Raw genomic sequence first — 23,469 nt, 5'->3', positions numbered from 1 at the left:
ATGCGGACAATTTGCGCAAAGGGGCTGACTTGGCTTGTGATTTCGCGTGGACCCGTACAATGCGAAGTGCACGGTCGATCTGTCAACTGGTGGAATCATACTGAGGTAAATTTCGACGTTTTTTCGGGTTCGCGACAACCGGCGATATGCAGCCGTCAGGGTTTTCGCCTCACAAACCGCCGCCGCAACACGAACGCCAGGGCTGTGATCACAATCACAGCGGCGGGGACGTTCCCGACACGCGCATAGATCGTCGGCGCGATGGCCGCCGGCAGGCCGGCATCGAGCACGCCTTCGATGCCGAGCCCGAGTTGTGCAACGATCCGGCCAACCGGGTCGATCACGGCCGAGATGCCCGTGTTGGCGGCGCGGACCATCGGCAGGCCTTCCTCGATGGTGCGCAGCCGGGCCTGTTGCAGGTGCTGGTAAGGGCCGGTCGAGATTCCGAACCATCCGTCATTGGTGACATTGACGATCCAGCCGGGACGGTCGTCGCGGCTCACGACATTGCCGGGAAAAATCGCCTCGTAGCAGATTAGCGGCAGGGCGCGCGGTGCATTCGGAATATCGAGCGTCCGGCGAATCGTGCCGGGAATGTAGCCGCCCTGCACCTTGGTGAGCTGCACGAAGCCGAGCTTCTCCATCCAGTCCTGGAACGGCAGATATTCTCCGAACGGGACAAGATGCAGCTTGTCGTAGACCGCAAGCACGTTGCCGTCGTGGTCGATGACGTAGATGGAATTATAGGCGCGCGTCACGCGGACGCCGGGCGGCAGATCGGGCGCGCGCACCGAGCCGGTGATCAGCACGGTTCCCTTCGGCAGCAGGTCGGCGATCTGCGCCATCGCGTCGGCTTCCTTGGTCAGGAAGAACGGAAACGCGGATTCCGGCCAGATCAGGATGGTGGCATCCTTCACGCCGGTGGCGTGCGGCCCGGAGGCGCGATCCGACAGGGTGAGATATTTCTGCATCACCGCCGCCTTGGCGGAGTAGTTGAACTTGGCGTCCTGCTGCAGATCGGGCTGCATGATGCGCAGCTTGACGCCGTCGACCAACCTGGTCGGCTGCTGCGCGAGGCGGACCACGCCGAACGCCAGCATCGCCGCCAGAACCAGCACCGCGGCCACCGGCGCGCGCCACGGCTTGCGGCCGCGCGAGGCGCCATCGATCAACACGGCCGGACTTGCGAAGATCGCGACGGCCAGGAACGTCATGCCCCAGAGCCCGATCAGCGACGCGGTCTGCGCCAGCGCCAGCGGCTCGGTCAGTGCGTAGCCGAACGCATTCCACGGAAAGCCGCTGAGGAGATGGCCGCGCAGCCATTCCGAAATCGTCAGGCTGACCGCGAGCGCCAGCACGCGCGAGGCGTCGCGCGGCCAGATCAGCCGCGCCAGCGCGAAGCCGAACGCGGTGAACAAAGCGAGATAGGCAGGCAGGCCGAGCACCGCGAACGGCGTCAGCCAGGCGAAGGTGTCCGCATCGACGAAGAAGGCGTAGCCGATCCAGTACAGTCCCGGCACGAAATAGCCGAGGCCGAACCAGAAGCCGGACAGCGCCGCGGCAGGCAGACCGCGCCAGCGGCCGGCCGCGCTGCCGTCGATCAGCCAGACCGCGATGGAAAAGGTGAGAAACAGAACCGGCCAGGCGTTGAACGGCGCCATCGCCAGCGCAGACAGCGCGCCGGCCGCGAGCGCGAGGACGGCGCGTTTCCATCCCCAGGTCAGGATGATTGCAAGGCCGATCGATCGGAGCTTGTCGGACAGCCTCACTGCGGACCGGCTCCCTCGCCGGGCGGCGGCAGGTTGTCATTCGCCTGCGGGTTTCCGGAGTCCGGCGCCTGCTCGCGGCGCCGCTCGCGCTCCTTGCGCGGCGTCGGCCGTTCCTTGCGCGCGCTGATGCGCACGCGCTTGACCCGCCGCGGATCGGCGTCGAGCACCTCGACCTCGTAATTGCCGGGTCCCGAAATCACCTCGCCGCGCACCGGCAGGCGTCCGACGAACGATACGAGGTAACCGCCGAGCGTCTCGACCTCCTCGCCAGCGTCGCCGATCACGAAATCCTCGCCGATCACCGAGCGGACATCGTCGAGGCTGGCGCGCGCATCGGCGATGAAGGAGCTGTCCGGCTGGCGCACGATGGACGGCGGCTCGTCGGAATCGTGCTCGTCGTCGATCTCGCCGACGATCTGCTCGACGATATCCTCGATCGACACCAGTCCGTCGGTGCCGCCATATTCGTCGACCACCAAAGCGAGATGGATCCGCGAGGCCTGCATCTGCGCCAGCAGGTCGATCGCGCGCATCGACGGCGGGATATAGAGCAGCTTGCGGATGATGTTGGCTTCCGACAGCGGCAGCGCGAGATCGACGCTGCGCAGATCGAGCCCCGCCGGGAACGGCTTCTTGCGCTTCGTCTTGGTCGCGTCGGTGACGCGGGCTCTCGCGGTCATGAAGGCGAGCAGGTCGCGGATGTGCACCATGCCCTCGGGGTCGTCGAGGGTTTCGTTGTAGACGACGAGCCGCGAATGCGCCGCGCTCTCGAACAGGCTCATCAATTCGCCGAGCGGAATGTCGCGCTTGACCGCGACGATGTCGGCGCGATGCACCATGACGTCGGCGATCCGCCGCTCGTTCAGCGACAGGATGTTGCGCAGCATGGTGCGCTCGATCGCCGAGAAGCCGACATCGTCGGGCGTCGAGGCGTCGAGCACCACCTGCAAATCGTCGCGCACCGAGCCGGCCTTCCAGCCGAACAGGGTGCGGATCGCGCGCACCAGCCAGCCCTCGGCCGCCGGGCGCTGCACCTCGCCCTCATGCACCACGGCGGGCAGGTTGCTCACGTTGCGCGGGTTGTCGTGGGTCGGTTCGGAATCCGGCATGTCAGGCGGTCCGATCCGCATAGGGGTCGGGAATGCCGAGGGAAGAGAGGACCTCGCGCTCGAGCGCCTCCATGTCCTCGGCATCGTCATCGTTCTTGTGGTCGTAACCGATCAGGTGCAGGAAGCTATGCACCGCGAGATGGCTCAAATGATGGTCGAACGGTTTCCCTTCTTCATCGGCTTCCCGCCGAGTCGTCTCATAGGCGATCGCGATATCGCCGAGCATGCGCGGGGCATCGTCGGGTCCGCCGGCGCCTTCGGGCTGCAGCGCCGGGAACGACAGCACGTTGGTCGGCTTGTCGATGCTGCGCCAGTTGGCGTTCAGCGTGCGGATACCGGCATCGTCGGTCAGCATCACCGCAAGCTCGGCGTCGGCGACATCGGCATCGGCGATTTCAGCGGCAGCCTCGATGGCGCGGTGGATCACCGCGTCGGCATTGGGCTCGGCCTGCCAGCATTCGGCGGTGACGAGAACCTCGGTGGCAGGAAAAGCGGACACGTTGGTTTCAAAATCTGCGTTATGGCCGGATCCCGCATCGTGCGGGCTCGCGGCCGAAGCTATTGGTCTCAAGATCTGGCGTTTGCCGGCTTTTGCGGCAATCCCTCATAGGCGGCCACGATGCGCGCCACCAATTCATGGCGGATGACGTCCTCGGCCTTGAAATGCACCTGGGCGATGCCCTCGACGCCGTCGAGCAGCTTCACGGCTTCCGTGAGGCCCGAGGCCTGGCCATGCGGCAGGTCGACCTGCGACGGGTCGCCGGTGACGATCATCCGGCTGTTCTCGCCGAGACGCGTCAGGAACATCTTCATCTGCATCGTCGTGGTGTTCTGCGCCTCGTCGAGGATGATGGCGGCATTGGTCAGGGTGCGGCCGCGCATGAAGGCGAGCGGGGCGATCTCGATCTCGTTGCCCTGCAGCGCGCGCTCGACGACGCGGGCGTCCATCAGATCGTATAGCGCGTCATAGATCGGGCGCAGATACGGATCGACCTTCTCCTTGAGGTCGCCGGGCAGGAAGCCGAGCCGCTCGCCGGCCTCGACAGCGGGCCGCGTCAGGATGATGCGATCGACCTCCTTGCGCTCGAACAGCTGCGCGGCATGGGCTACCGCGAGCCAGGTCTTGCCGGTGCCGGCCGGGCCGATGCCGAACACCAGCTCATGCCGCTTCAGGGCGCGGATGTAGGAATCCTGCGCCGCGGTGCGGGCGCGCACCGGACGCTTGCGCAGATTGATGGTCTCGAAGGTCGGCTTGGCGGTCTTGTTGTCGAATTCGAACAGCGAGCCCTGTGCGATCACGGCGCGGATCGCGCCTTCGACCTCGCCCTGATCGAGGTCGTGTCCTTCGACGGCCTGCGCGTAGAGCGTCTCCAGCACGCGCCGCGCCGCGTCGCAGCCGTCGCGGGAGCCTGCGATGGTGAGATGATTGCCGCGGGAATCGACCACGACGCCGAGCCGCCGCTCGATCAGCGCCAGATTCTGTCCGTAGGGGCCGACCAGCGCGGATGCCGCGCGGTTGTCGTCGAAATCGATGACGACCTGAGTTTCAGGGGGCCGGGTCTCAGGTGGCATTTGCATGTCGCGGTCAGGTTTGCGGCTGGGAGCGAGCGAAGACGAATCCGATGCGCTTTTGGGCAAGGATTTCAGGCTCCAATGGTCTGCGAAATGAGGCCGGGCACGGGTCGCGTCGCGAGCTCGCCGATCAGGCTGTAGCGCTCGAGGCTGTCGATCCTCACCGGGAGGACCTGGCCGATGATGTCGGGCGATGCCATCACATGGGCGGGCTGCAGATAGGCGGTGCGGCCGACGATCTGGCCCGGATTGCGCGCGGCGCGCTCGAACAGCACATCGACCGTTGTGCCAATCGCAGCCCGGTTGAAGGCCGATTGCTGGCTGTCGATCAATTCCTGAAGCCGCCCCAAGCGCTCGTCCATCTCGGCTGCTGACACTGTCTCCCGCATCTCCGCCGCCGGCGTGCCCGGCCGTGGCGAATACTTGAATGAATACGCCGCAGCGTACCCGATTTGCGTGACAAGCGCGAGGGTGGCTGAAAATTCTTCCGCGGTCTCTCCGGGGAAGCCCACGATAAAATCTGATGAAAAAGCAATGTCTTGCCGCGCGGCGCGGAACCGGTCGATGACGCGCCGGTAGTCATCGGCGGTATGTTTGCGGTTCATGGCGGCAAGGATCCGGTCCGCCCCGGATTGCACCGGCAGGTGCACGAACGGCATCAGTTCGGGCAAATCGCGATGTGCCGCAATCAGGGCGTCGTCGACGTCGCGCGGATGGCTGGTCGAATAGCGCAGCCGCATGACGCCGGGAATTGTGGCCAGCCGCTGCAACAATTTGCCGAGCGGCCAGACGCGGCCGTCGGGACCTTCGCCGTGATAGGCGTTGACGTTCTGTCCGACCAGCGTGAATTCGCGCACGCCATTGTCGGCGAGCTGCTTCACATCGTCGATGATCCTGGCGACCGGACGCGAGACTTCCGCGCCGCGCGTGTAGGGCACCACGCAGAAGGTGCAGAACTTGTCGCAACCTTCCTGCACCGTGACGAAGGCGGAGATGCCGCGGGCGCGGATCGCATCCGGCTTCGGCTGCGGCAGGAAGCCGAACTTGTCCTCGACCGGGAATTCCGTTTCCAGCGCGCGGCCGTTTGCCTTGGCGCGCTTCAACAGCTCGGGCAGATGATGATAGCTCTGCGGCCCGACCACGATGTCGACGGTCGGCGCGCGATGGATGATCTCTGCGCCTTCGGCCTGCGCGACGCAGCCGGCGACCGCGATCTTCATCTCGCGGCCCGCCCGCGCGGCCTCGTCCTTGGCGACGCGCAGCCGCCCGAGCTCGGAATAGACTTTCTCCGACGCCTTCTCGCGAATGTGGCAAGTGTTGAGGATGACGAGGTCGGCGTCTTCGGCGCTCGCGGTCTCGACAAAGCCCTCGCCGGCCAGCGTGTCCGCCATGCGTTGCGCATCGTAGACATTCATCTGGCAGCCATAGGACTTGATGTGCAGCTTGCGCGGCGTCGTCATGGAACCCTGAGAGTGAAAAATGGAAACGGCGCCATCGGGGCGCCGAGGCTGAAATATAGCTTAAACCGGGGAAAATCCAGCGGTCTGGACGTCATTCCGGGGCGATGCGTCAGCATCGAACCTCCGGTGCGCAATTGCGCATCGGGGAATCTCGAGATTCCGGGTTCGCTCCCTTCGGTCGCGCCCCGGAATGACCTCGCAGGGTCAGTCAGCGCTCGCCGTGGCCCCCACCCGGGCGATCAAATCGGGCAATTTCCGCATATCGGCGAAGGTGACGGCCGCGCCGGCCTGGCGCAGCATCCCCTCATGTTCCGCCGTGCAGTGGCTGCCGCCGTAAAAACCGAGCACGGTCATCCCGGCGGCGCGGGCGCCGGTGACGCCGGCCACGCTGTCCTCGATCACGACGCAACGCGCGGGGGTGGCGCCCATCTGCGCCGCCGCGAACAGGAAGAGATCGGGCGCCGGCTTGCCGCGCTTGACCTGGGTGGCGGAGAAAATATGCGGCGCGAGCTGGTCGTAGAGCCCGGCGCAGGTCAAGCCGTGATGGATCTTTTCCGGCGTGCCGCTCGACGCCACGCATTTCGGTAAGCCGAGCGCGGCGATCGCCTCGCCGACATGCGCGATCGCGCTGAGATCGTCGGCATAGAAGCTCAGCGTCGCGTGCTTGACCTCGGCCTCGAAGGTCTCGGGCAGCGCGCGGCCGATCTCGCTCTCGACGATCCGCCGCGCCTCGCGGTCGGACACGCCGAGGAAGCGCTTCAGCACGCCGTCGGGTGTAATCGGAAAGCCGTGCCGCGTCAGCGTCTCCGCATGCGCGCGACAGGAGATCACCTCGCTGTCGACCAGCACGCCGTCGCAATCGAAGATGACGAGGTCGAAACTCACCCGGCTTACGACTTGCTGTCTTCGTCGAGCGGGACGCAATACAGCTCGAGACGGTGATCGACCAGCTTGTAGCCGAGCTTGCGCGCGATCTCGGCCTGCAGCTTCTCGATCTCTTCGGAGGTGAACTCGATCACCTTGCCGTCGCGCAGATTGATCAGGTGGTCGTGATGGCTCTCGGGCATCTGCTCGTAGCGCGCGCGGCCCTCGCGGAAGTCGTGGCGCTCGATGATGCCGGCATCCTCGAACAGCTTGACGGTGCGGTAGACGGTCGAGATCGAGATCTTGTCGTCGACCGCCACGCAGCGGCGGTAGAGCTCCTCGACGTCAGGGTGATCCATGGCCTCCGCCAGCACGCGTGCGATCACACGGCGCTGTTCGGTCATGCGCATGCCGGTCGCGGCGCAGCGCGCCTCGATGCCGGTATTCTTCTGCGCAGGCGTGATTTTCACCGTCGTCATGGGTCCTTGGCAGGTCCTTGGCCAGCCCTTGAGCCTTGGATGGCAGAGCAGGGCGCTGTTCTGCCATCGCGCCGATGTTACGACAAGTCGCGCCGCATCAGAAGCGCGTTCAAATGTTCCCCGCCGGGCTGCTTGTAGTAGCGTTCGCGGCGGCCGATCACGCCGAATCCGGCCTTTTCATAGAGCCGTCGCGCCGGCTGATTGTTCTCTTCCACCTCGAGGAAGATGGTGCGGATGCCGCGGCCGGCAAGATGGCCGAGATGGGTCAGCAGCAGATCGCGCGACAGCCCGCGGCCGCGCTGATTGGAATCGATCGCAATCGACAGAATTTCGGCTTCGTCCGCCGCCATCCGCGAGACGGCAAAGCCGATCACCTTGCGTCCCTGCCGCAGCCGGTGCACCAGCGTGTTGCGCTCGGTCAGCATCGCCTCGAATTCGCCCTCGCCCCAGCCGCGATGAAACGACGCGCCGTGCAATTGCGCGAGTCGCGCCGCGTCGCGCAGCGATGCGGGCTCGACCGCGGGCGGACCGCCGCCCCACCATCGTGACAGCCAACCGATCATGTCGATCGCGGCGTGCTGATTTCGAGCCGGTCCTTCGGCGGCTTGGCGTCGGGCGCGCGCAGATAGAACGGCCGCGGCGGCGCGGTTTCAGGATCCACGGCCGCGCCGATCCAGGCGACCCAGGTAATATCGGGCGCGGGCTGCCGGTCGACCTTGACCGGCGGTGCGGCGTCGGCGGGCCAGCGCTCGGCGAGGATATTGGCGGCGTTGCCGACCAGATGCAGCGCGCCGTGTTGGGAGGCCTCGAGCGCTTCCGCGATCGGCGCCACCTTCGGCTTGATGATCGGACTGCCGTCGCCGCCGACCAGCTGGAAATAGACGTGATCATGCCGCGCATCGATCGCCGACAGGATCGCAGCCGCGCCATTCTCGGCGACGACAGGCGCGGCGTAGGCGGCGAGCGTCGACAGTCCGACCACCGGCTTTTCTGCGGCCAGCGCCAGGCCGCGCGCCGCCGAGAGGCCGACGCGCAGGCCCGTGAAACTGCCGGGGCCGGTGGTGACGGCGATGCGGTCGAGCCCGGCGAAGCCGATGCCGCTCTCTTTCATCACCCGAGCGATCAGCGGCATCAGCGCCTCGGCATGGCCGCGCTGCATCGCCCGCGATTCAATGGCGATTGTATTGCCGGAGGTGGTGTCGAGCACCGCCGCGGAGCAGGCGTCGAGCGCCGTATCGATGGCGAGAATCATCATGGGAGGGCGAATAGCGAATAGGGAATGGCGAACAGGGGTCTTGCGGAGAATGCTATTCGCGATTCGCCACTCGCCATTCGCCGCTCCATCACATCGGCCGGACTTCCTGCACGTCGGGCACGAAGTGCCGGAGCAGGTTCTGGATGCCGTGTTGCAGGGTTGCGGTCGATGACGGGCAGCCGGCGCAGGAGCCCTTCATGTTGAGGTAGACGATGCCGTCCTTGAAGCCGCGGAAGGTGATGTCGCCGCCGTCATTGGCAACCGCGGGACGCACGCGGGTCTCGATCAGGTCCTTGATCTGCTCGACCGTCTCGGCGTCGGCCTCGTCGAAGAACTCGTCCTCCTCATCGCGGGCGTCGTCGCTGCCGGCGGTGCCGTCGGCGAGCAGCGGCGCGCCGGACATGTAGTGCTCCATGATCGCGCCGAGGATCGCGGGTTTGAGGTGCTGCCAGTCGCCGTCCGCCTTGGTCACGGTGATGAAGTCGCCGCCGTAGAACACGCCGGTGACGCCGGATACGGCGAACAGCCGTTCGGCGAGCGGCGAGCGCGCGGCGGATTCGGGCGAGGAAAATTCCATCGTCCCGCTGTCGAGCACCGTGCGGCCCGGAATGAATTTCAGCGTGGCGGGATTCGGCGTGGCTTCGGTCTGAATGAACATCTGCTGTCTCCGGCGTCGCCGGTTCAAGGCCGGCGCGTTGGGTTCCATTATAGCGTTTTCGAGCGAAGTGACACCGGTTCGCGAAGAAAACGCGTCAAATCAAGGAGTCAGATGGCAACTAAAAAGCCCGCGATCAAGCCGCAAAACCGCGGTTCCAGGCGCATACCCATGCCCGGAAGCGGGTCCGGCGCCGGTAACGCGTTAGGACAGGGCGTCGATCTCGGCGTCGGTCAGGCCGCCCGGCACGATGGTTACCGGGATCGGGAATGCCCCCATGGTCTTGGCCATGGTGGTGATGATCGGCCCGGGCCCCTCGGCGCCCGGGTTGGCGGCCAGCACCAGCGCTGCGATATCGACGTCCTTGTCGATCACGTCGAGGATCTGTTCGATCGGCTCGCCCTCGCGAATCACCCGCTCCGGGGTGATCGCGGCGATGCCGTTGGCGCGGCCGGCGGCGCGGTCGAGCGCCTCGTTGGCGGCCTCCTCCGCCTCCGCGCGCATGATGTCGGCGACCCCGAGCCATTGCTGGTTCTGGTCCTCGGTCTCGATCACCCGCAGCATCACGACGCCGCCGCCGACCCGGATCGCCCACCGGCTGGCGTAGTAGACCGCGCGGTCCCATTCCGCAGTGTCGTCAACGATGACGAGGCATTTCGGCTTGTGACCTGACTCGTAGCTGCGTCGCTGGGTGGTCATGCATGTCCCGGTGCTGAACCAAACCAACCCATGGTGCCATACTCCCTCGCCGTTTGGGAGAGGGAGCGCGCAGTTCCTGCCTCGCGCGTCAGCGCGGGCGGATGAAGCCGACGATGTCCTTGGTGATGCGCATGGTCTCGTCGGCGATGCCGCGGGCGCGGTTGGCGCCGTCGGCGAGGACCGCGTCGACATGGCCGGGATCGGCGACCAGCTTCTTCATCTCGGAGGCGATCGGCGCCAGTTTCGCGACGCAAACCTCGACCAGCGCGTTCTTGAAGCTGGAGAACTGCCCGCCGCCGAACTGCGTCAGCACCTCCTGCTTGGAGATGCCGGCCAGCGCCGCGTAGATGCCGACCAGGTTGTCGGCCTCGGGGCGCGTCTCCAGGCCCTTTTCCTCCGACGGCAGCGGCTCCGGATCGGTCTTCGCCTTGCGGATCTTCTGCGCGATGGTGTCGGCGTCGTCGGTGAGGTTGATGCGCGAATTGTCCGACGCATCCGACTTCGACATCTTCTTGGTGCCGTCGCGCAGGCTCATCACCCGCGTCGCGGGCCCCGTGATCAGCGGCTCGGGCTGCGGGAAGAACAGGCCGTCGGCGAAACCATGACCACGAATTGAATCAGCGAAATCGTTGTTGAACTTCTGCGCGATGTCGCGGGACAGCTCCAGATGCTGCTTCTGGTCCTCGCCGACCGGCACATGGGTCGCGCGGTAGAGCAGGATGTCGGCGGCCATCAGCACCGGATAGTCGTAGAGGCCGACCGAGGCGTTCTCGCGGTCCTTGCCTGCCTTCTCCTTGAACTGCGTCATGCGGTTCAGCCAGCCGATCCGCGCGACGCAGTTGAAGATCCAGGTCAGCTCGGCATGGCCGGCGATCTGGCTCTGGTTGAACACGATGTGCTTCTTGGCATCGATGCCGGCGGCGATGAAGGCCGCGGTGACCTCGCGGGTGTTGCGGGCGAGCTCGGCCGGGCCGCCCCAGACCTCGACGCCCTGCGTGATCGCATGCATGTCGACGACGCAATAGATGCAGTTGTGGGTCTGCTGCATCTTCACGAAGTTGACGATGGCGCCGAGGTAGTTGCCGAGGTGCAGATTGCCCGTCGGCTGGACGCCTGAGAAAACCCGTTCAACGAACGCCATGGTCTAATTCCCGGAAATGGCTAGTTTTGCCGCGTCGTTTGCCACTTAAGCTCCGCGCGCGCAAGTCAGGCGGGGCGCCTTTGCCTGACGGCGTTAACCGCCTCGCGCCAGCCGGTGACGCCGAAAAGCTGCAAGAACAGCCCGTAAGCGGCGATACCTGCCGCGATCAGCACGAGCAGGGACCCTGCTTGCACGAAACCGTGGCTGCCGGCTGACGGCAGCCCGCCCTCCGCGAGCCAGAGCAGGGCGCCCATCGCGAGCGCCGCGGCCAGGATGCGTGGCAGCCGGCGGCGCGCATCGGCGTCGATCGAGAAGCCGAAGGTCGCGGCCCCCTTGCGGATCAGTGCCAGTGCGTTGCTCCAGGCGCCGAGCGCGATGCCTGCGGCAATTCCGCTCGCACCGAAGATCTGCCCGAGCAGAAAGGCCGCCGCGATCGTCACCACGACCGCCTTCAGCGTCGCGAGCAGCGGCGTCAGCGTGTCCTCGCGCGCAAAGAATGCCGGCGACAGCGCCTTCACCAGCACATGCGCCGGCAAGGCCAGCGTCAGCCAGATCAAGGCTTGCGCGGTTGCCGCGCTATCCTGGGCGGCGAACGCGCCGTGCTCGAACAGCATCCGCACGATCGGTTCGCTCAGCACCATCAGGCCGAGCGTCGCCGGCAGCGCCAGCCCGACCGCGAGCTCGAGGGCACGTGATTCCGCATGCGCGATTGCGCTGGATTCGCCGCTGCGCACGGCGCGCGTCATCTCCGGGATCAGCACGGTGCCCATGGCGACGCCGACAATGCCGAGCGGCAGCTCGAGCAGGCGGTTGGCGAAATAGAGCCAGGACACCGCCGACGGCGAGGTCGATGCGATCACCGCGCCTGCCACCATCAGCCATTGCGGCGCGCTACTCGCGACCATGCCGGGGATCGCGCGGCCGAGAAAGCCGCGCATGTCAGGATCGAAGGACACGCGGAGCGGCGAGGCGAGCCTTGCGCCGCGCAGCGCCAGCATCGACAGTTGCAGGAAGCCGGCGATGCCGATCGTTGCCGCCATGACAATCGCGGCCTGCGCCGGCTCCTGCTGCCGCACCAGCAGCACGGCCATCACCGATATCAGCGCGATGTTGAACAACAGCGGCGAGAACGCGGTCAGCGTGAAGCGCCCCTGGGCGCTGAGCAGCGCCATCATCACGGTGACCGGGCCGGCGAAGGCGAGATAGGGCAGCATCAGCCTTGCATCGTCGACGGCGAATTGCAGCGTGTCGCGGCCGACAAAACCCGGCGCGATCGCCGCGATCACCAGCGGCATCAGCAGGCCGATGACGAGCGCGGATGCGATCACCGCGGCGCTGACGGTGCCGAGCACGCGGCCGGCAAAGGCGGTTGCCGCCTCCAAGCCGCCGGCATCGCGTGCCTTCAGCCAGGCCGGCACCAGGGCGGCATTCAGTCCGCCCTCGGACAACAGCCGTCGCACAACATTCACAAGCTGGAATGCCGCCAGGAAGGCATCCGCCACCGGTCCCGCGCCCAGCAGCGCCGCGATCGCGGAATCGCGCACGAAGCCGAGCAGTCGCGAGGCCAGCGTTCCCGAGGAGACCGTGAGGAAGGAGCGGAACATGAGGCTTGTATAGCAGTAGCAGGTATAGCTTCCAGTGGTGCCGTCTTAAACCCGTCATCCTGAGATGCGAGCGAAGCGAGCCTCGAAGGATGAATCGGCCGGAGCCGGGCCGTTCATCCTTCGAGACGCGCTGCGCGCTCCTCAGGATGACGGGGAACAGGCAGGTTCAGCTTCGCTTGCTGCCCCGAGGCGTAACGTGATAGGCCGCCACTCTTGTTGGGTGGCGTTAACACAGGGCAGGTCTATGGCTGATGCAAAATACGACGTTCTTGGGATCGGTAACGCGATCTTCGACGTGCTGGTGCAGACCGACGAGGGGTTCCTTGCCCGTCACGGCATGACCAAGGGCTCGATGCAACTGATCGACGAGGCGCGCGCCACCGCGATCTACGGCGACATGGGCGTGGCGACCGAGATGTCGGGCGGCTCGGCTGCCAACACCATCGTCGGCGTCGGCAGTCTCGGTGCCCGCGCCGCCTATGTCGGCAAGGTCAAGGACGACCAGATCGGCAAGCTTTACGTCCATGATATCCGCGCCGCCGGCGTGGCGTTCGACACCGCGCCGGCCAGGACCGGACCGGCCACCGGCTGCTCCTACATCCTGGTGACGCCGGACGGCGAGCGCACCATGAACACCTATCTCGGGGCCGCGCAGGATCTGACGCCGGACGATATCGATCCGAACCAGATCGCAGCCGCCAGCATCATCTATCTCGAGGGCTATCTCTGGGATCCGAAGAACGCCAAGGACGCGTTCGTGAAGGCGGCTGACATCGCGCATGGCGCAGGCCGCCAGGTCGCGCTGACGCTGTCGGATTCGTTCTGCGTCGATCGCTACCGCGACGAGTTCGTCGATCTGATGCGCAAGGGCGTGGTGGATCTGGTATTCGCCAACGAGTCCGAGCTGCACTCGCTGTACCAGACCTCGGATTTCGACACCGCGCTGAAGCAGTTCGGCAAGGACACCAAGCTCGGCGTCGTCACCCGCAGCGAGAAGGGCTGCGTCGTGATATCAGGCGACAGCGTCGTCTCGGCGCCCGCCTCGCCGATCGACAGGCTGGTCGACACCACCGGCGCCGGCGATCTGTTCGCCGCCGGCTTCCTGGTCGGTCTCGTGCGCAATGTCGGCCATGAGAATGCCGGCCGGCTCGGCGCGCTCGCCGCCGCCGAAGTGATCCAGCACATCGGCGCCCGGCCGCTGGTGTCGCTGCAGGATCTGGCGAAGCAGCAGGGGCTGCTGGTTTAAGGGCGCCGCTCTTTCTCGCCTCGCCCCGCCTGCGGGGAGAGGCCGGATCGCATCGCAAGATGCGATCCGGGTGAGGGGGAATCTCCGCGTACTCATCTTCATCCAGTTTGCGGAGGCGGCCCCTCACCCCGACCCTCTCCCCGCAAGAGCGGGGCGAGGGAGAAGAGAGATCACGCCGTCTTCGCCGCCTTGAGCCCGAGCCGCTGCTCGACCGCGTCGCGCATCACGAACTTCTGGATTTTCCCCGTCACCGTCATCGGGAATTCCTCGACGAACTCGACATAGCGCGGGATCTTGTTGTGGGCGATCTGGCCATGGCAGAAGGCGCGGACCTCGTCGGCGGTGAGCGTTTCACCCTGCCTGATCCTGACCCAGGCGCACAGCTCCTCGCCATAGCGCTCGTCGGCGACGCCGAAGATCTGCACGTCCTGGATCTTCGGATGGCGGTAGAGGAATTCCTCGATCTCCCTCGGATAGAGGTTCTCGCCGCCGCGGATCACCATGTCCTTGATGCGGCCGACGATGTTGCAGTAGCCCTCGTCGTCGATCACGGCGAGATCGCCGGTGTGCATCCAGCCATTGGCGTCGAGCACGTCTGATGTCTTCTCCTTCTCTTCCCAATAGCCGAGCATGATGCTGTAGCCGCGGGTGCAGAGCTCGCCGCGTTCGCCGCGCGGCACCACCTTGCCGTCGAGATCGACGACCTTGACCTCGACATGCGGATGGATGCGGCCGACGGTGGAGACGCGGCGCTCCAAGGGATCGTCGGTCGCGCTCTGGAAACTCACCGGGCTGGTTTCGGTCATCCCATAGGCGATCGTCACCTCGCGCATGTTCATCTCGGTGTTGACGCGCTTCATCACCTCGATCGGGCAGGGCGCGCCGGCCATGATGCCGGTGCGCAGCGACGACAAATCGAAGCGCGCGAAGTCGGGATGGTCAAGCTCGGCGATGAACATGGTCGGCACGCCGTACAGCGTCGTGCATCTCTCCTGCGCGACCGTGGTCAGCGTCGCCAGCGGATCAAAACCTTCGCCGGGATAGACCATGGTGGTGCCGAGCGTGACCGAGGCGAGGTTGCCCATTACCATGCCGAAGCAGTGATAGAGCGGCACCGGAATGCAGATGCGGTCCGCTTCGGTCAGCCGCATGGCGAGGCCGGTGAAGTAGCCGTTGTTGAGGATGTTGTGATGGGTCAGCGTCACGCCCTTGGGCGAGCCGGTGGTGCCGCTCGTAAATTGAATATTGACCGGATCGTCGAATTGCAGGCTCTCGCCGAGCGCCGCAAGCTGCTCGCGATGGCGATCGCCGCCCATCTGCGATACCGCATCGAACGGAATGGTGCCCGGCGCCGCCGGTCCGCCGATCTGGATCACGGCGCGCAGTTGCGGCAGCCGCGCCGAGCGCAGATGGCCGGGCTCGGAGCTCGCAAGCTCGGGCAGCAGCGTGTTCAGCATCTCCATATAGGCCGAGGTCTTGAATGCGGTCGCGGTCACGATCGCGGCGCAGCCGACCTTGCCGAGCGCGAATTCCAACTCGCTGAGGCGATAGGCCGGATTGATGGTGACGAGGATCAGTCCGGCTTTCGCGGCGGCGAATTGCGTTAGCGTCCATTCCGGCCGGTTCAGCGACCAGATCCCGATCCGCTCGCCGCGTTGCAGCCCGAGCGCGATGAAGCCCGCCGCCAAGGCACCGACGCGCTCGGCGAACTCGTTCCAGGTCCAGCGCACATTGTGGCTGGGCGAGACCAGCGCCTCGCGCGTGCCCCAGCGCGCCCGTGCGCGGTCGAGGCTGCGGCCGATGGTTTCACCGAGCAGCGGCGTATCGGAAATGCCGCAGACATAGCTGTCTGCCTTGCTGTCTCCCTTGGGTGTGGGTGCCAAGCTCGTCCTCCTCGTGGTCGTGTTCATGTCGTCACGCTTTTTGCGCGATCTTAGTCGTTTGGCGCCGATGGGACAGGCCCGACCTATGGCGGGTATGGTTTTCGATTGTGGCGGCGACGGGTTCCGCTTCACCTCGCCCCGCGTGCGGGGAGAGGTCGGATCGCATCGAAGATGCGATCCGGGTGAGGGGGAGTCTCTGCGAGTCCAATTGCGACCGTCTGCGCGGAAGCAGCCCCTCACCCCAACCCTCTCCCCGTAAGAACGGGGAGAGGGAGAGGAGTCCCGTCACGGTTGGTACGACTTATCTCATCGAGCCTTACGCTGCCCGCTGCCCGCTGCCGGCGTCGAGCCCGGCATAGATGCCCTTCTCGAAGCCTGCGAAGGCTTCCAGGCTGTGCTTGTCGGCGAACGGCAACAGCTGGGTCAGGATCACGCCGCAGACGTCGCGCGACGGATCGATCCAGTAATAGGTGTTGGCAAGGCCCGCCCAGGCGAGGCTGCCGGCGCTGCGGCCTTCCGGCGTCTTGGCGGTGTTGATGAGGAAGCTCAGTCCCCATTTCTTGACGATGTCGGGATAGAGATCGACATCGTTGGTGTACATCGGCAAGGCCGTCGTCATCTTGCCGACGGTGAGCTCGCCGATATGATTCTGCCCCATGGTCGCGACCGTCTCGGCCTTCAGCACCTGGTTGCCGTTGCCTTTGCCCTTGTTGAGGATCATCTGGCAGAACTTGATGTAGTCGGCCGCGGTCGAATACAGGCCGCCGCCACCCATGTGGAATTCAGGATTCTGCTCGAGCTCGAACGGGATTGCCGCCAGCGTGCCGTCCTCGCCGCGGGCATGCATGCCGACCAGCCGCTTGCGCATGTCGTCGGAGATCTTGAAGGCGGTGTCGCTCATGCCGAGCGGCGCGAACACGTTGTCGCGCAGATAGGCATCGAGCTTCTTGCCGGATGCGGCCTCCACCGCTTTGCCGACGAAGTCGATATTGGTGCCGTATTCCCAGCGCGTGCCGGGATCGGTCATGATCGGCGTCTTCAGCGCGGCATTCAGGCAGGTGATGATGCCGGGCGTGCCGGTCTTTTCCAGATATTTGCCGAGGTTGCCGTCCCACATGTCGTAGGCGAAGCCGGCGGTGTGGGTCATGAGCTGGCGCAGCGTGATCGGCTTTTTCGCCGGCCGCAGCTGCGGTTCGCCCTTGGCGTCGAAGCCGTCGAGCACCTGCACCGCGGCGAGATCGGGCAACAGCTTGCCGATCGGCTCATCGAGCGAGAGCTTGCCCTGCTCGACGAGCTGCATCGCGCCCGCCGAAGTCACCGCCTTGGTCATCGAGGCGATCCAGAACACGCTGTCCGCCGTCATGGGATCGCTCTTGGAGAGGTCGCGCTTGCCGAACGCGCCTTCATAAATCACGTCCTTGCCGGTGGCCGCGATGGCGACCACGCCGGGAATTTCCTTTGCCTCGCTTTTCTGGCGCAATACCTGATCGATCTGAGCCTTGCTCTGCATTGGGGGCTTCCTCCGGTGGGGTTTATTGTTTTGAAGTGGGCGGATCATCCTCCCGCTTTTCCGCTCCCGCAAGGCGGGCGCGATGCGACGACGTCGCGATGTCGTGAAGGCCGGCCGCCAGGAACGGCCTTGGTCGGGAGGCGTTCACCACGCGCGCAGATTTTGCAGGGGACTTCGAGCAAGTCCCGGTGACCTTCGCGGGTGGCCACGGTAACGTGATCAAGGAATGATTTTCGTACCTGATTATTTGCATTAACGCATTCAGATCGCTGCACAAACGGTGCGGCGGATTGGACCGGATTTGACGAAAAGATTCGTCATTTCCCGCCTTGCGGGGGCGCAGCAATGATTTCGACATGGAGTGAATGGAAGCGCTATCCGCGGCCGGGCCGCGGCGAGAATATCGAAGCGCCGATCAGCCCAGGTCTCTACGAAGTCCGCTACGCAGGTACCGGCGCACTGCACTCGTTCGAGGCCGTCGCGAATGTCGCGCGGGCGCTGGCGCTGCTGCAGACCGGCGCCAAATCCTGGTTCGGCCGCCGCGATGCGCGGGCGCAGGCCGACCTCGAATACCGGACCTGCGCGACCTCGACCAAGGCGGACGCCAAGGCCGCGGCCGAGCGCATGATCGGGCGTCGTGAAACCTATATGTCCGGCGGCGCGGTCTGATCAGAGCCGTCATTCCGGGGCGATGCGCAGCATCGAACCCTCAGGTGCGCAACTGCGCACCGAGAATCTCGAGATTCCGAGTTCGGCTCTTAGAGCCGCCCCGGAATGACAACCCTCCAACAATCGCGCCGCGTTTGCGTCCAAGCAGGGTCGCGCCCGGCGCCGGTGCATCGCAGCGGCTTTCCGCCTATATAGGCGGTGAACACCCCCAAGAAATTCCAGAAATGACAGGAGTAACGCCATGACCCCGCCCGTCGCCGCACGCGCCACCCAATCCGCAGCATCCTCCCTGCAGAGCCGCCTGAAGGACCCCTCGCTGCTGCGCGACCGCTGCTATATCGATGGCGCCTGGGTCGGCAGCCCCGAATTCGCCGTCAACAATCCGGCGACCGGCGTCGAGCTGATCAAGATCCCGCAGCTGAGCGCCGATGACGCGACCAAGGCCGTCGAGGCCGCCGAGCGCGCGTTTCCGGCCTGGGCCAAGCTGACCGCGAAACAGCGCTCCAACATCCTGCGCAAGTGGTTTGATCTGATCATCGCCAACCGCGAGGACCTTGCGCTGATCCTGACCTCCGAGCAGGGCAAGCCGCTGGCGGAAGCGCTCGGCGAGGTCGATATCGGCGCCGCCTATGTCGAATTCTTCGCGGAAGAGGCGCGTCGCGTCTATGGCGAGACGATCCCGACCCAGCGTCCGGACGCGCGTCTGCTCGCGATCCGGCAGCCGATCGGTGTCTGCGGCGCCATCACCCCATGGAATTTCCCGAACTCGATGATCACCCGCAAAGTCTCGCCGGCGCTGGCGGCCGGTTGCACCGTGGTGCTGAAGCCCGCCAACGAGACGCCGCTGTCCGCGCTCGCGCTCGTTGCGCTGGCCGAGAAGGCCGGCGTGCCGAAGGGCGTGTTCAACATCATCACCGGTGATGCGCCGCCGATCGGCAAGGTGCTGTGCGAGCATCCGGCGGTGCGCTTCGTCGGCTTCACCGGCTCGACCGAGGTCGGCAAGATCCTGTACCGGCAGGCGTCGGTCGGCGTGAAGAAGCTCGGCCTCGAGCTCGGCGGCAACGCGCCGTTCGTGGTGTTCGACGACGCCGATATCGATGCCGCCGTCGAAGGCGCCATCGTCTCGAAGTATCGCAACATGGGCCAGACCTGCGTCTGCGCCAACCGTCTCTATGCACAGGACAAGATCTACGACGCGTTCGTCGCGAAGCTGTCGAAGAAGGTCGCGGAGATGAAGATCGGCGACGGCACGGAGCAGGGCGTGACGCAGGGGCCGCTGATCAACATGGAGGCGATCGAGAAGGTCGAACGGCACATTGCCGATGCGGTGAAGGGCGGCGCCAAGATCGTCACCGGCGGCAAGCGTTCGTCGCTCGGCCGCAGCTTCTTCGAGCCCACGGTGCTGTCGGATGTGCGGCCGGACGCGCTGGTGTCGCACGAAGAGACCTTCGGCCCGCTCGCGCCGGTGATCCGCTTCAAGGACGAGGCCGACGTGATCGCGATGTGCAATGCCTCACCGTTCGGCCTTGCCTCCTACTTCTATTCGCGCGACATCGGCCGCGTCTGGCGCGTCGCCGAGGCGCTGGAGTCGGGCATGGTCGGCGTCAACTCCGGCCTGATCACGACCGAAGTGGCGCCGTTCGGCGGCGTCAAGGAATCGGGCCTCGGCCGCGAAGGCTCGCGCCACGGCATGGAGGAATATGTCGAGATCAAATACGTGATGATGGCCGGCGTCTGATCGCCGTCATTACCTTTGAGAGTGTAGCGAGATTAGGCCGTATCGTGACGGCAACTGCCGCTGCGCACCCTCTCCCCGTTCTTGCGGGGAGACGGTTGGGGTGGGGGGCATGCCGGGCAGCATCCATTGCCGGCCCGACGGCGGCGATCACGGCGAGTGGATCAAGCTCGGCTGGGCGTTCAACGCGGAACAGATCACCGAGCCGGTTCGCGAGCCGGAACTGAATCCCTATTTCCCCGAAGTCGTGCTGCGCGCGGCGAGCCGGCTGCAGCCAAAGCTCGCGCACTATCTCGGCGCGCTGCCGCGCGACCGCGTGCATTACGGCGGCTACTATCCGATGACGAGAGAGAATTGGCCACTGATCGGGGCGGCGAAGACGCCAAGCGTGTTCCACGCCACCGCGCTGTACGATGGGCGCCCGCGCCACCGGCGACCTCTGCGCCCGCGCTGTGGTCGGCGCGCCCGTGCCAGTCTTCGCCCGCAGCCTTTCGCTCGCGCGCTATGACGACAAGGCGCTGATGGGTCAGCTTGCGGCGAGCGAAAGCCGCGGGTCGCTGTAGTTCTCGCCTTCGTAGCCCGAATGAAGCGAAGCGAAATCCGGAGTCTCTCCGCATTACCTTCCCCTGAAAAGGGGAGGTCGCTTTGCTCGTCAGAGCAAGCGGGTGGGGATCAGCTCTCTCCGCATACGGCATCGCCTGCGGCTCACCCATCCCGACCTTCCCCCTTTCAGGAAAAGGAGAAGGCTAGCGAGACGTAATCTTCAGCCGTGGCCGCTCTCACTGCCGAAGGCGCCGTGACGGCCGACGCCGGAGGCAAAGCGCGCCGCGCCCGACAGCGTTTCGCCCGAGGCGATCACCTCAAGCCCGCCGCGCATCTCGTTTCTGATCGCCTCTTCCTCGTCGAGGTCCCACTGCCGCAGCGCCGACAGGCGGTCGGCGCGCAGGCAGTTCTGCGGGAATTTCGCGATGTCCTTGGCGAGCGCGATGGCGTGGGCGCGGGCCTCGCCCTTCGGCACCAGCCGGTTCGCGAGCCCCATGCGGTGGGCTTCAGCGCCGCCGACCGGGCGTCCGGTGAGGATCAGGTCGATGGCCTGCGAATGGCCGATCAGTCGCGGCAGGCGGATGGTGCCGAGATCGATCAGCGGCACGCCGAAGCGGCGGCAGAACACGCCGAAGGTTGCGTCCTCGGCCACGACGCGCATGTCGGCCCACAGCGCGAGCTCCATGCCGCCGGCGACCGCAACGCCTTCGATCGCGGCGACCACCGGCTTCGACAACCGCAGCCGGCTCGGTCCCATCGGCGCGATCGTGTCGTGGCCGCCGACCTCGCGCTTCTTCTCGGGATCGCCCGCCGCCACCGCCTTCAAATCGGCGCCGGCGCAGAAATAGCCGCCGGTGCCGGTGAACACCGCGACCGATGCGCTCGCTTCAGCATCGAAGGCGAGAAACGCGTCATACAGCTTGCGCGCGGTGGCGCCATCGACGGCGTTGCGGTTGTGCGGACGGTTGATGGAGATAATGGTGACAGGACCGTCGCGCTCGACGAGCACGGTATCGGCATCGGACATGGGGCGCTCCCTGGGCTGTTCTTGTTGTGCCCGGAGAGTGGCATCAGAGGCGAGTTCGTTGCAATCCCACGACAGACAGCGCAATTCCGCAGGGTGGGCAAAGCGAAGCGTGCACCGCTCATTCCCCGTCATCCCGAGGTGCGAGCGGAGCCAGCCTCAAAGGATGAATCGGCCACCAGCCGGGCCGTCGACCCTTCGAGACGGCCGCGTTGCGGCCTCCTCAGGGTGACGGTGAAAGAGCGAACGCGCCGACGGTGCAGCTAAACCTTCAGCTCGCTTCCCGTCACGCGGCGATACGCTTCCAGATACCGCTTGCTCGTCGCATCCACCACGCTCGCTGGCAGCGGCGGAGCGGGCGCATCGCCGTTCCAGCGGCCGGCGCGGCGCTCGACGTCGAGATAGTCGCGCAGTGGCTGCTTGTCGAAGCTCGGCTGCGGCTGGCCGGGCTTGTAGGCATCGACCGCCCAGAAGCGCGACGAATCCGGCGTCATCACCTCGTCGATCAGGATGATGCGGCCGTCCTTGTCGCGGCCGAACTCGAACTTGGTGTCGGCGATGATGATGCCGCGGGCGCGGCTGGTCTGCTCGCCGTAGCCATAGACGTCGCGCGCCATCTTCTCCAGCGTCGCGGCGACGTCGGCACCGACGATCTCGCGCACCCGCTTAACCGTGATGTTCTCGTCATGGCCGGCCTCGGCCTTGGTCGCCGGGCTGAAGATCGCGGGTTCGAGCTTCTGGCTCTCGACCAGGCCGGCCGACAGCTTCTCGCCGGCAAGCGTGCCCTCGGCCGCGTATTCCTTCCAGGCCGAGCCGGAGATGTAGCCGCGGATCACGGCTTCGATCGGGAACACGGTGGTGCGCTTGCACAGCATCGCGCGGCCGAGGATGTCGGCGCGATGGTCCTTCAGTTCAGGCACGGCGCGGATGATCTCGTCGGCATCGGCGCTGATCATGTGATGCGGCACGGAGCCCTCGAGCTGCCGGAACCACCAGGCGCTGATCTGGGTCAGCACCGCGCCCTTCATCGGTATGGTTTCCGCCATCACCACGTCGAATGCCGAGATGCGATCGGTGGTCAGCAGCAGCACACGATCGTCGCCGACGGCGTAGATATCGCGCACCTTGCCGCGGCCGATCCGGGACAGGGGCAAATCGCTGGATAGCATCGCGGTCATGGCGTGATCTTTCTAGGTGGCTTTTCAAAATAGGTGGCTTGCAAAGACGAGCGCCCGCACGCGGCCGTGCGGGCGTTCGAGATTATCACAGGAATTAGCTCACTCCGGCAGCGGAATGAACTCGTGTTCGTGCGGAACCTGCGCGAAACGGCCGGTTTTCCAGTCCTGTTTGGCCTGCTCGATCCGCTCCTTGGATGACGAGACGAAATTCCACCAGATATGGCGCGGCCCCTCCAGGGCGTCGCCGCCGAGGAACATCATTCGGGTCGGCCGCAGCGTCTTGACGGTGATGCGGTCGCCGGGCCGGAAGATCAGGAGCCTCGGCCCCTCGTGGCGGTCGCCCGCGATCTCGACCTCGCCGTCGACGAGGTAGATCGCGCGTTCCTCGTGATCGGGGTCGAGCGGCACCGAGGTGCCGGCCTTCGCGGTCACCTCGGTGTAGAACCAGGGCGAGACCATGCTGACCGGCGAGGTGATGCCGAATGCCGAGCCCGCGATGATGCGCGCGGTGAAGTCGCGCTCGGAGATCATCGGCAGATCGCCGGCGCCATAGTGCTGGAACGACGGCGCGATCTCCTCCTTGCCCGCCGGCAGCGCGATCCAGCTTTGCAGGCCCAGCATCTTCTGGCCGTCGCGGCGCTGCACGTCGGGTGTGCGCTCGGAATGCGCGATGCCGCGGCCTGCGGTCATCAGGTTCATCGCGCCGGGCTGGATCTCCTGGATGTTGCCCTCGCTGTCGCGGTGCATGATGCTGCCGTCGAACAGATAGGTGACGGTGGCGAGCCCGATATGCGGATGCGGCCGCACGTCCATGCCCTTGCCGGCGAGATACTGCACCGGCCCGAAATGGTCGAAGAAGATGAAGGGTCCCACCATCTGGCGCTTGCCGTGCGGCAGCGCGCGGCGCACCGCAAAGCCGTCGCCGAGATCGCGGGTGCGCGGCACGATGATCAGATCCAGCGCGTCGCAGGTCTTGGGATCGCCGAGTTCGGGATCGGTCGAGGGCTGCCAGCTCATGTCGGACTCCTTACAGTAGTGTAGCGATGATACTCTTTTGCCGTGATCATACTCTCT

The 23,469-nt window shown here is 65.7% G+C and carries 22 protein-coding genes; 4 read left to right on the top strand and 18 right to left on the bottom strand.

Features of this window, described 5'->3' with window-relative positions; all coding sequences use genetic code 11:
• Nucleotides 1-155: 155 nt before the first annotated feature.
• From lnt to murJ, 13 genes are all read right to left on the bottom strand, one after another.
• Nucleotides 156-1,769, bottom strand: coding sequence for an apolipoprotein N-acyltransferase (gene lnt, locus J2R80_RS05700; protein WP_076824507.1), 1,614 nt, complete (start codon nt 1,767-1,769; stop codon nt 156-158).
• On the bottom strand, nt 1,766-2,878 hold the full coding sequence (locus J2R80_RS05695; RefSeq protein WP_076824743.1) for a hemolysin family protein: 1,113 nt from the start codon (nt 2,876-2,878) through the stop codon (nt 1,766-1,768). Before J2R80_RS05695 ends, lnt begins: the two co-directional genes overlap by 4 nt.
• A gap of 1 nt (nt 2,879) precedes the next feature.
• Nucleotides 2,880-3,377: an rRNA maturation RNase YbeY gene (gene ybeY, locus J2R80_RS05690; RefSeq protein WP_253638164.1), complete on the bottom strand. Its 498-nt coding sequence runs from the start codon at nt 3,375-3,377 to the stop codon at nt 2,880-2,882.
• 68 nt (nt 3,378-3,445) lie between these two features.
• Nucleotides 3,446-4,516: a PhoH family protein gene (locus J2R80_RS05685; protein ID WP_077231173.1), complete on the bottom strand. Its 1,071-nt coding sequence runs from the start codon at nt 4,514-4,516 to the stop codon at nt 3,446-3,448.
• Between the two features lie 5 nt (nt 4,517-4,521).
• The gene (miaB, locus tag J2R80_RS05680; protein WP_253638163.1) at nt 4,522-5,910 is read right to left on the bottom strand and encodes a tRNA (N6-isopentenyl adenosine(37)-C2)-methylthiotransferase MiaB; all 1,389 of its coding nucleotides are present in this window, start codon (nt 5,908-5,910) and stop codon (nt 4,522-4,524) included.
• A gap of 204 nt (nt 5,911-6,114) precedes the next feature.
• Nucleotides 6,115-6,795, bottom strand: coding sequence for an HAD family hydrolase (locus tag J2R80_RS05675; protein ID WP_057015308.1), 681 nt, complete (start codon nt 6,793-6,795; stop codon nt 6,115-6,117).
• Between the two features lie 5 nt (nt 6,796-6,800).
• Nucleotides 6,801-7,253, bottom strand: a complete 453-nt coding sequence (locus J2R80_RS05670; protein ID WP_016840396.1) for a Fur family transcriptional regulator — start codon at nt 7,251-7,253, stop codon at nt 6,801-6,803.
• Nucleotides 7,254-7,330: 77 nt separating this feature from the next.
• Nucleotides 7,331-7,816 (bottom strand): ribosomal protein S18-alanine N-acetyltransferase, encoded by a 486-nt coding sequence (gene rimI / locus J2R80_RS05665; RefSeq protein ID WP_057015309.1) that lies wholly within the window; start codon nt 7,814-7,816, stop codon nt 7,331-7,333.
• Nucleotides 7,813-8,508 carry a tRNA (adenosine(37)-N6)-threonylcarbamoyltransferase complex dimerization subunit type 1 TsaB gene (tsaB, locus tag J2R80_RS05660; RefSeq protein WP_057015310.1) on the bottom strand — a complete coding sequence of 232 codons (696 nt, stop codon included), beginning with the start codon at nt 8,506-8,508 and terminating at the stop codon, nt 7,813-7,815. The genes rimI and tsaB overlap by 4 nt, the downstream gene beginning before the upstream one ends.
• A gap of 88 nt (nt 8,509-8,596) precedes the next feature.
• On the bottom strand, nt 8,597-9,166 hold the full coding sequence (locus J2R80_RS05655) for a NifU family protein (protein ID WP_076824745.1): 570 nt from the start codon (nt 9,164-9,166) through the stop codon (nt 8,597-8,599).
• Nucleotides 9,167-9,367: 201 nt separating this feature from the next.
• Complete coding sequence (locus tag J2R80_RS05650) at nt 9,368-9,862, bottom strand: universal stress protein (RefSeq protein ID WP_253638162.1); 495 nt, start codon at nt 9,860-9,862, stop codon at nt 9,368-9,370.
• A gap of 88 nt (nt 9,863-9,950) precedes the next feature.
• A complete protein-coding gene (gene trpS, locus J2R80_RS05645) occupies nt 9,951-11,003 on the bottom strand; it encodes a tryptophan--tRNA ligase (protein ID WP_076824511.1) in 1,053 nt (350 codons plus the stop codon).
• A 65-nt stretch (nt 11,004-11,068) separates the two neighbouring features.
• Nucleotides 11,069-12,607 (bottom strand): murein biosynthesis integral membrane protein MurJ, encoded by a 1,539-nt coding sequence (gene murJ / locus J2R80_RS05640; RefSeq protein ID WP_253638161.1) that lies wholly within the window; start codon nt 12,605-12,607, stop codon nt 11,069-11,071.
• A gap of 244 nt (nt 12,608-12,851) precedes the next feature.
• On the opposite strand from murJ, the gene J2R80_RS05635 reads away from it, so the two are divergent.
• Nucleotides 12,852-13,853, top strand: coding sequence for an adenosine kinase (locus J2R80_RS05635; RefSeq protein WP_076824515.1), 1,002 nt, complete (start codon nt 12,852-12,854; stop codon nt 13,851-13,853).
• Between the two features lie 170 nt (nt 13,854-14,023).
• Here the strand turns inward: J2R80_RS05635 and J2R80_RS05630 are convergent, their stop codons facing one another.
• Nucleotides 14,024-15,763: an AMP-binding protein gene (locus J2R80_RS05630; RefSeq protein ID WP_375162556.1), complete on the bottom strand. Its 1,740-nt coding sequence runs from the start codon at nt 15,761-15,763 to the stop codon at nt 14,024-14,026.
• Nucleotides 15,764-16,052: 289 nt separating this feature from the next.
• Nucleotides 16,053-17,246, bottom strand: a complete 1,194-nt coding sequence (locus J2R80_RS05625; RefSeq protein WP_253638159.1) for a serine hydrolase — start codon at nt 17,244-17,246, stop codon at nt 16,053-16,055.
• A 345-nt stretch (nt 17,247-17,591) separates the two neighbouring features.
• Between J2R80_RS05625 and J2R80_RS05620 the strand changes: the two genes are divergently transcribed.
• From J2R80_RS05620 to J2R80_RS05610, 3 genes are all read left to right on the top strand, one after another.
• On the top strand, nt 17,592-17,915 hold the full coding sequence (locus J2R80_RS05620; protein WP_057015316.1) for a hypothetical protein: 324 nt from the start codon (nt 17,592-17,594) through the stop codon (nt 17,913-17,915).
• 241 nt (nt 17,916-18,156) lie between these two features.
• On the top strand, nt 18,157-19,653 hold the full coding sequence (locus J2R80_RS05615; protein ID WP_057015317.1) for an NAD-dependent succinate-semialdehyde dehydrogenase: 1,497 nt from the start codon (nt 18,157-18,159) through the stop codon (nt 19,651-19,653).
• A gap of 109 nt (nt 19,654-19,762) precedes the next feature.
• Complete coding sequence (locus J2R80_RS05610; RefSeq protein WP_253638158.1) at nt 19,763-20,158, top strand: hypothetical protein; 396 nt, start codon at nt 19,763-19,765, stop codon at nt 20,156-20,158.
• A 255-nt stretch (nt 20,159-20,413) separates the two neighbouring features.
• Here J2R80_RS05610 and J2R80_RS05605 read toward each other — a convergent pair whose 3' ends face one another.
• The 3 genes from J2R80_RS05605 to J2R80_RS05595 form a co-directional block, all read right to left on the bottom strand.
• The gene (locus tag J2R80_RS05605) at nt 20,414-21,220 is read right to left on the bottom strand and encodes a crotonase/enoyl-CoA hydratase family protein (RefSeq protein WP_253638157.1); all 807 of its coding nucleotides are present in this window, start codon (nt 21,218-21,220) and stop codon (nt 20,414-20,416) included.
• 260 nt (nt 21,221-21,480) lie between these two features.
• Nucleotides 21,481-22,395, bottom strand: coding sequence for a phosphoribosylaminoimidazolesuccinocarboxamide synthase (locus J2R80_RS05600; RefSeq protein WP_253638156.1), 915 nt, complete (start codon nt 22,393-22,395; stop codon nt 21,481-21,483).
• 99 nt (nt 22,396-22,494) lie between these two features.
• The gene (locus tag J2R80_RS05595) at nt 22,495-23,412 is read right to left on the bottom strand and encodes a pirin family protein (protein ID WP_028335539.1); all 918 of its coding nucleotides are present in this window, start codon (nt 23,410-23,412) and stop codon (nt 22,495-22,497) included.
• Between the last annotated feature and the right edge of the window lie 57 nt (nt 23,413-23,469).

This window comes from Bradyrhizobium sp. USDA 4541 (assembly GCF_024171085.1).
Classification (GTDB): Bacteria; Pseudomonadota; Alphaproteobacteria; order Rhizobiales; family Xanthobacteraceae; genus Bradyrhizobium; species Bradyrhizobium australafricanum.
Note: the sequence above shows the minus strand (reverse complement) of the source record. Positions and strands in the feature narration are given on the sequence as shown.

Excerpts from the sequence above, each read along its gene's own strand:
- trpS (WP_076824511.1), bottom strand. The coding sequence starts at position 11,003 with ATGGCGTTCGTTGAACGGGTTTTCTCAGGCGTCCAGCCGACGGGCAAT.
- J2R80_RS05620 (WP_057015316.1), top strand. The coding sequence starts at position 17,592 with ATGATTTCGACATGGAGTGAATGGAAGCGCTATCCGCGGCCGGGCCGC.
- J2R80_RS05655 (WP_076824745.1), bottom strand. The coding sequence starts at position 9,166 with ATGTTCATTCAGACCGAAGCCACGCCGAATCCCGCCACGCTGAAATTC.
- J2R80_RS05605 (WP_253638157.1), bottom strand. The coding sequence starts at position 21,220 with ATGTCCGATGCCGATACCGTGCTCGTCGAGCGCGACGGTCCTGTCACC.
- J2R80_RS05610 (WP_253638158.1), top strand. The coding sequence starts at position 19,763 with ATGCCGGGCAGCATCCATTGCCGGCCCGACGGCGGCGATCACGGCGAG.
- J2R80_RS05615 (WP_057015317.1), top strand. The coding sequence starts at position 18,157 with ATGACCCCGCCCGTCGCCGCACGCGCCACCCAATCCGCAGCATCCTCC.
- J2R80_RS05625 (WP_253638159.1), bottom strand. The coding sequence starts at position 17,246 with ATGCAGAGCAAGGCTCAGATCGATCAGGTATTGCGCCAGAAAAGCGAG.
- murJ (WP_253638161.1), bottom strand. The coding sequence starts at position 12,607 with ATGTTCCGCTCCTTCCTCACGGTCTCCTCGGGAACGCTGGCCTCGCGA.
- J2R80_RS05600 (WP_253638156.1), bottom strand. The coding sequence starts at position 22,395 with ATGACCGCGATGCTATCCAGCGATTTGCCCCTGTCCCGGATCGGCCGC.
- J2R80_RS05630 (WP_375162556.1), bottom strand. The coding sequence starts at position 15,763 with ATGAACACGACCACGAGGAGGACGAGCTTGGCACCCACACCCAAGGGA.
- tsaB (WP_057015310.1), bottom strand. The coding sequence starts at position 8,508 with ATGATGATTCTCGCCATCGATACGGCGCTCGACGCCTGCTCCGCGGCG.
- J2R80_RS05595 (WP_028335539.1), bottom strand. The coding sequence starts at position 23,412 with ATGAGCTGGCAGCCCTCGACCGATCCCGAACTCGGCGATCCCAAGACC.
- rimI (WP_057015309.1), bottom strand. The coding sequence starts at position 7,816 with ATGATCGGTTGGCTGTCACGATGGTGGGGCGGCGGTCCGCCCGCGGTC.
- J2R80_RS05635 (WP_076824515.1), top strand. The coding sequence starts at position 12,852 with ATGGCTGATGCAAAATACGACGTTCTTGGGATCGGTAACGCGATCTTC.
- miaB (WP_253638163.1), bottom strand. The coding sequence starts at position 5,910 with ATGACGACGCCGCGCAAGCTGCACATCAAGTCCTATGGCTGCCAGATG.
- J2R80_RS05650 (WP_253638162.1), bottom strand. The coding sequence starts at position 9,862 with ATGACCACCCAGCGACGCAGCTACGAGTCAGGTCACAAGCCGAAATGC.
- J2R80_RS05695 (WP_076824743.1), bottom strand. The coding sequence starts at position 2,878 with ATGCCGGATTCCGAACCGACCCACGACAACCCGCGCAACGTGAGCAAC.
- J2R80_RS05670 (WP_016840396.1), bottom strand. The coding sequence starts at position 7,253 with ATGACGACGGTGAAAATCACGCCTGCGCAGAAGAATACCGGCATCGAG.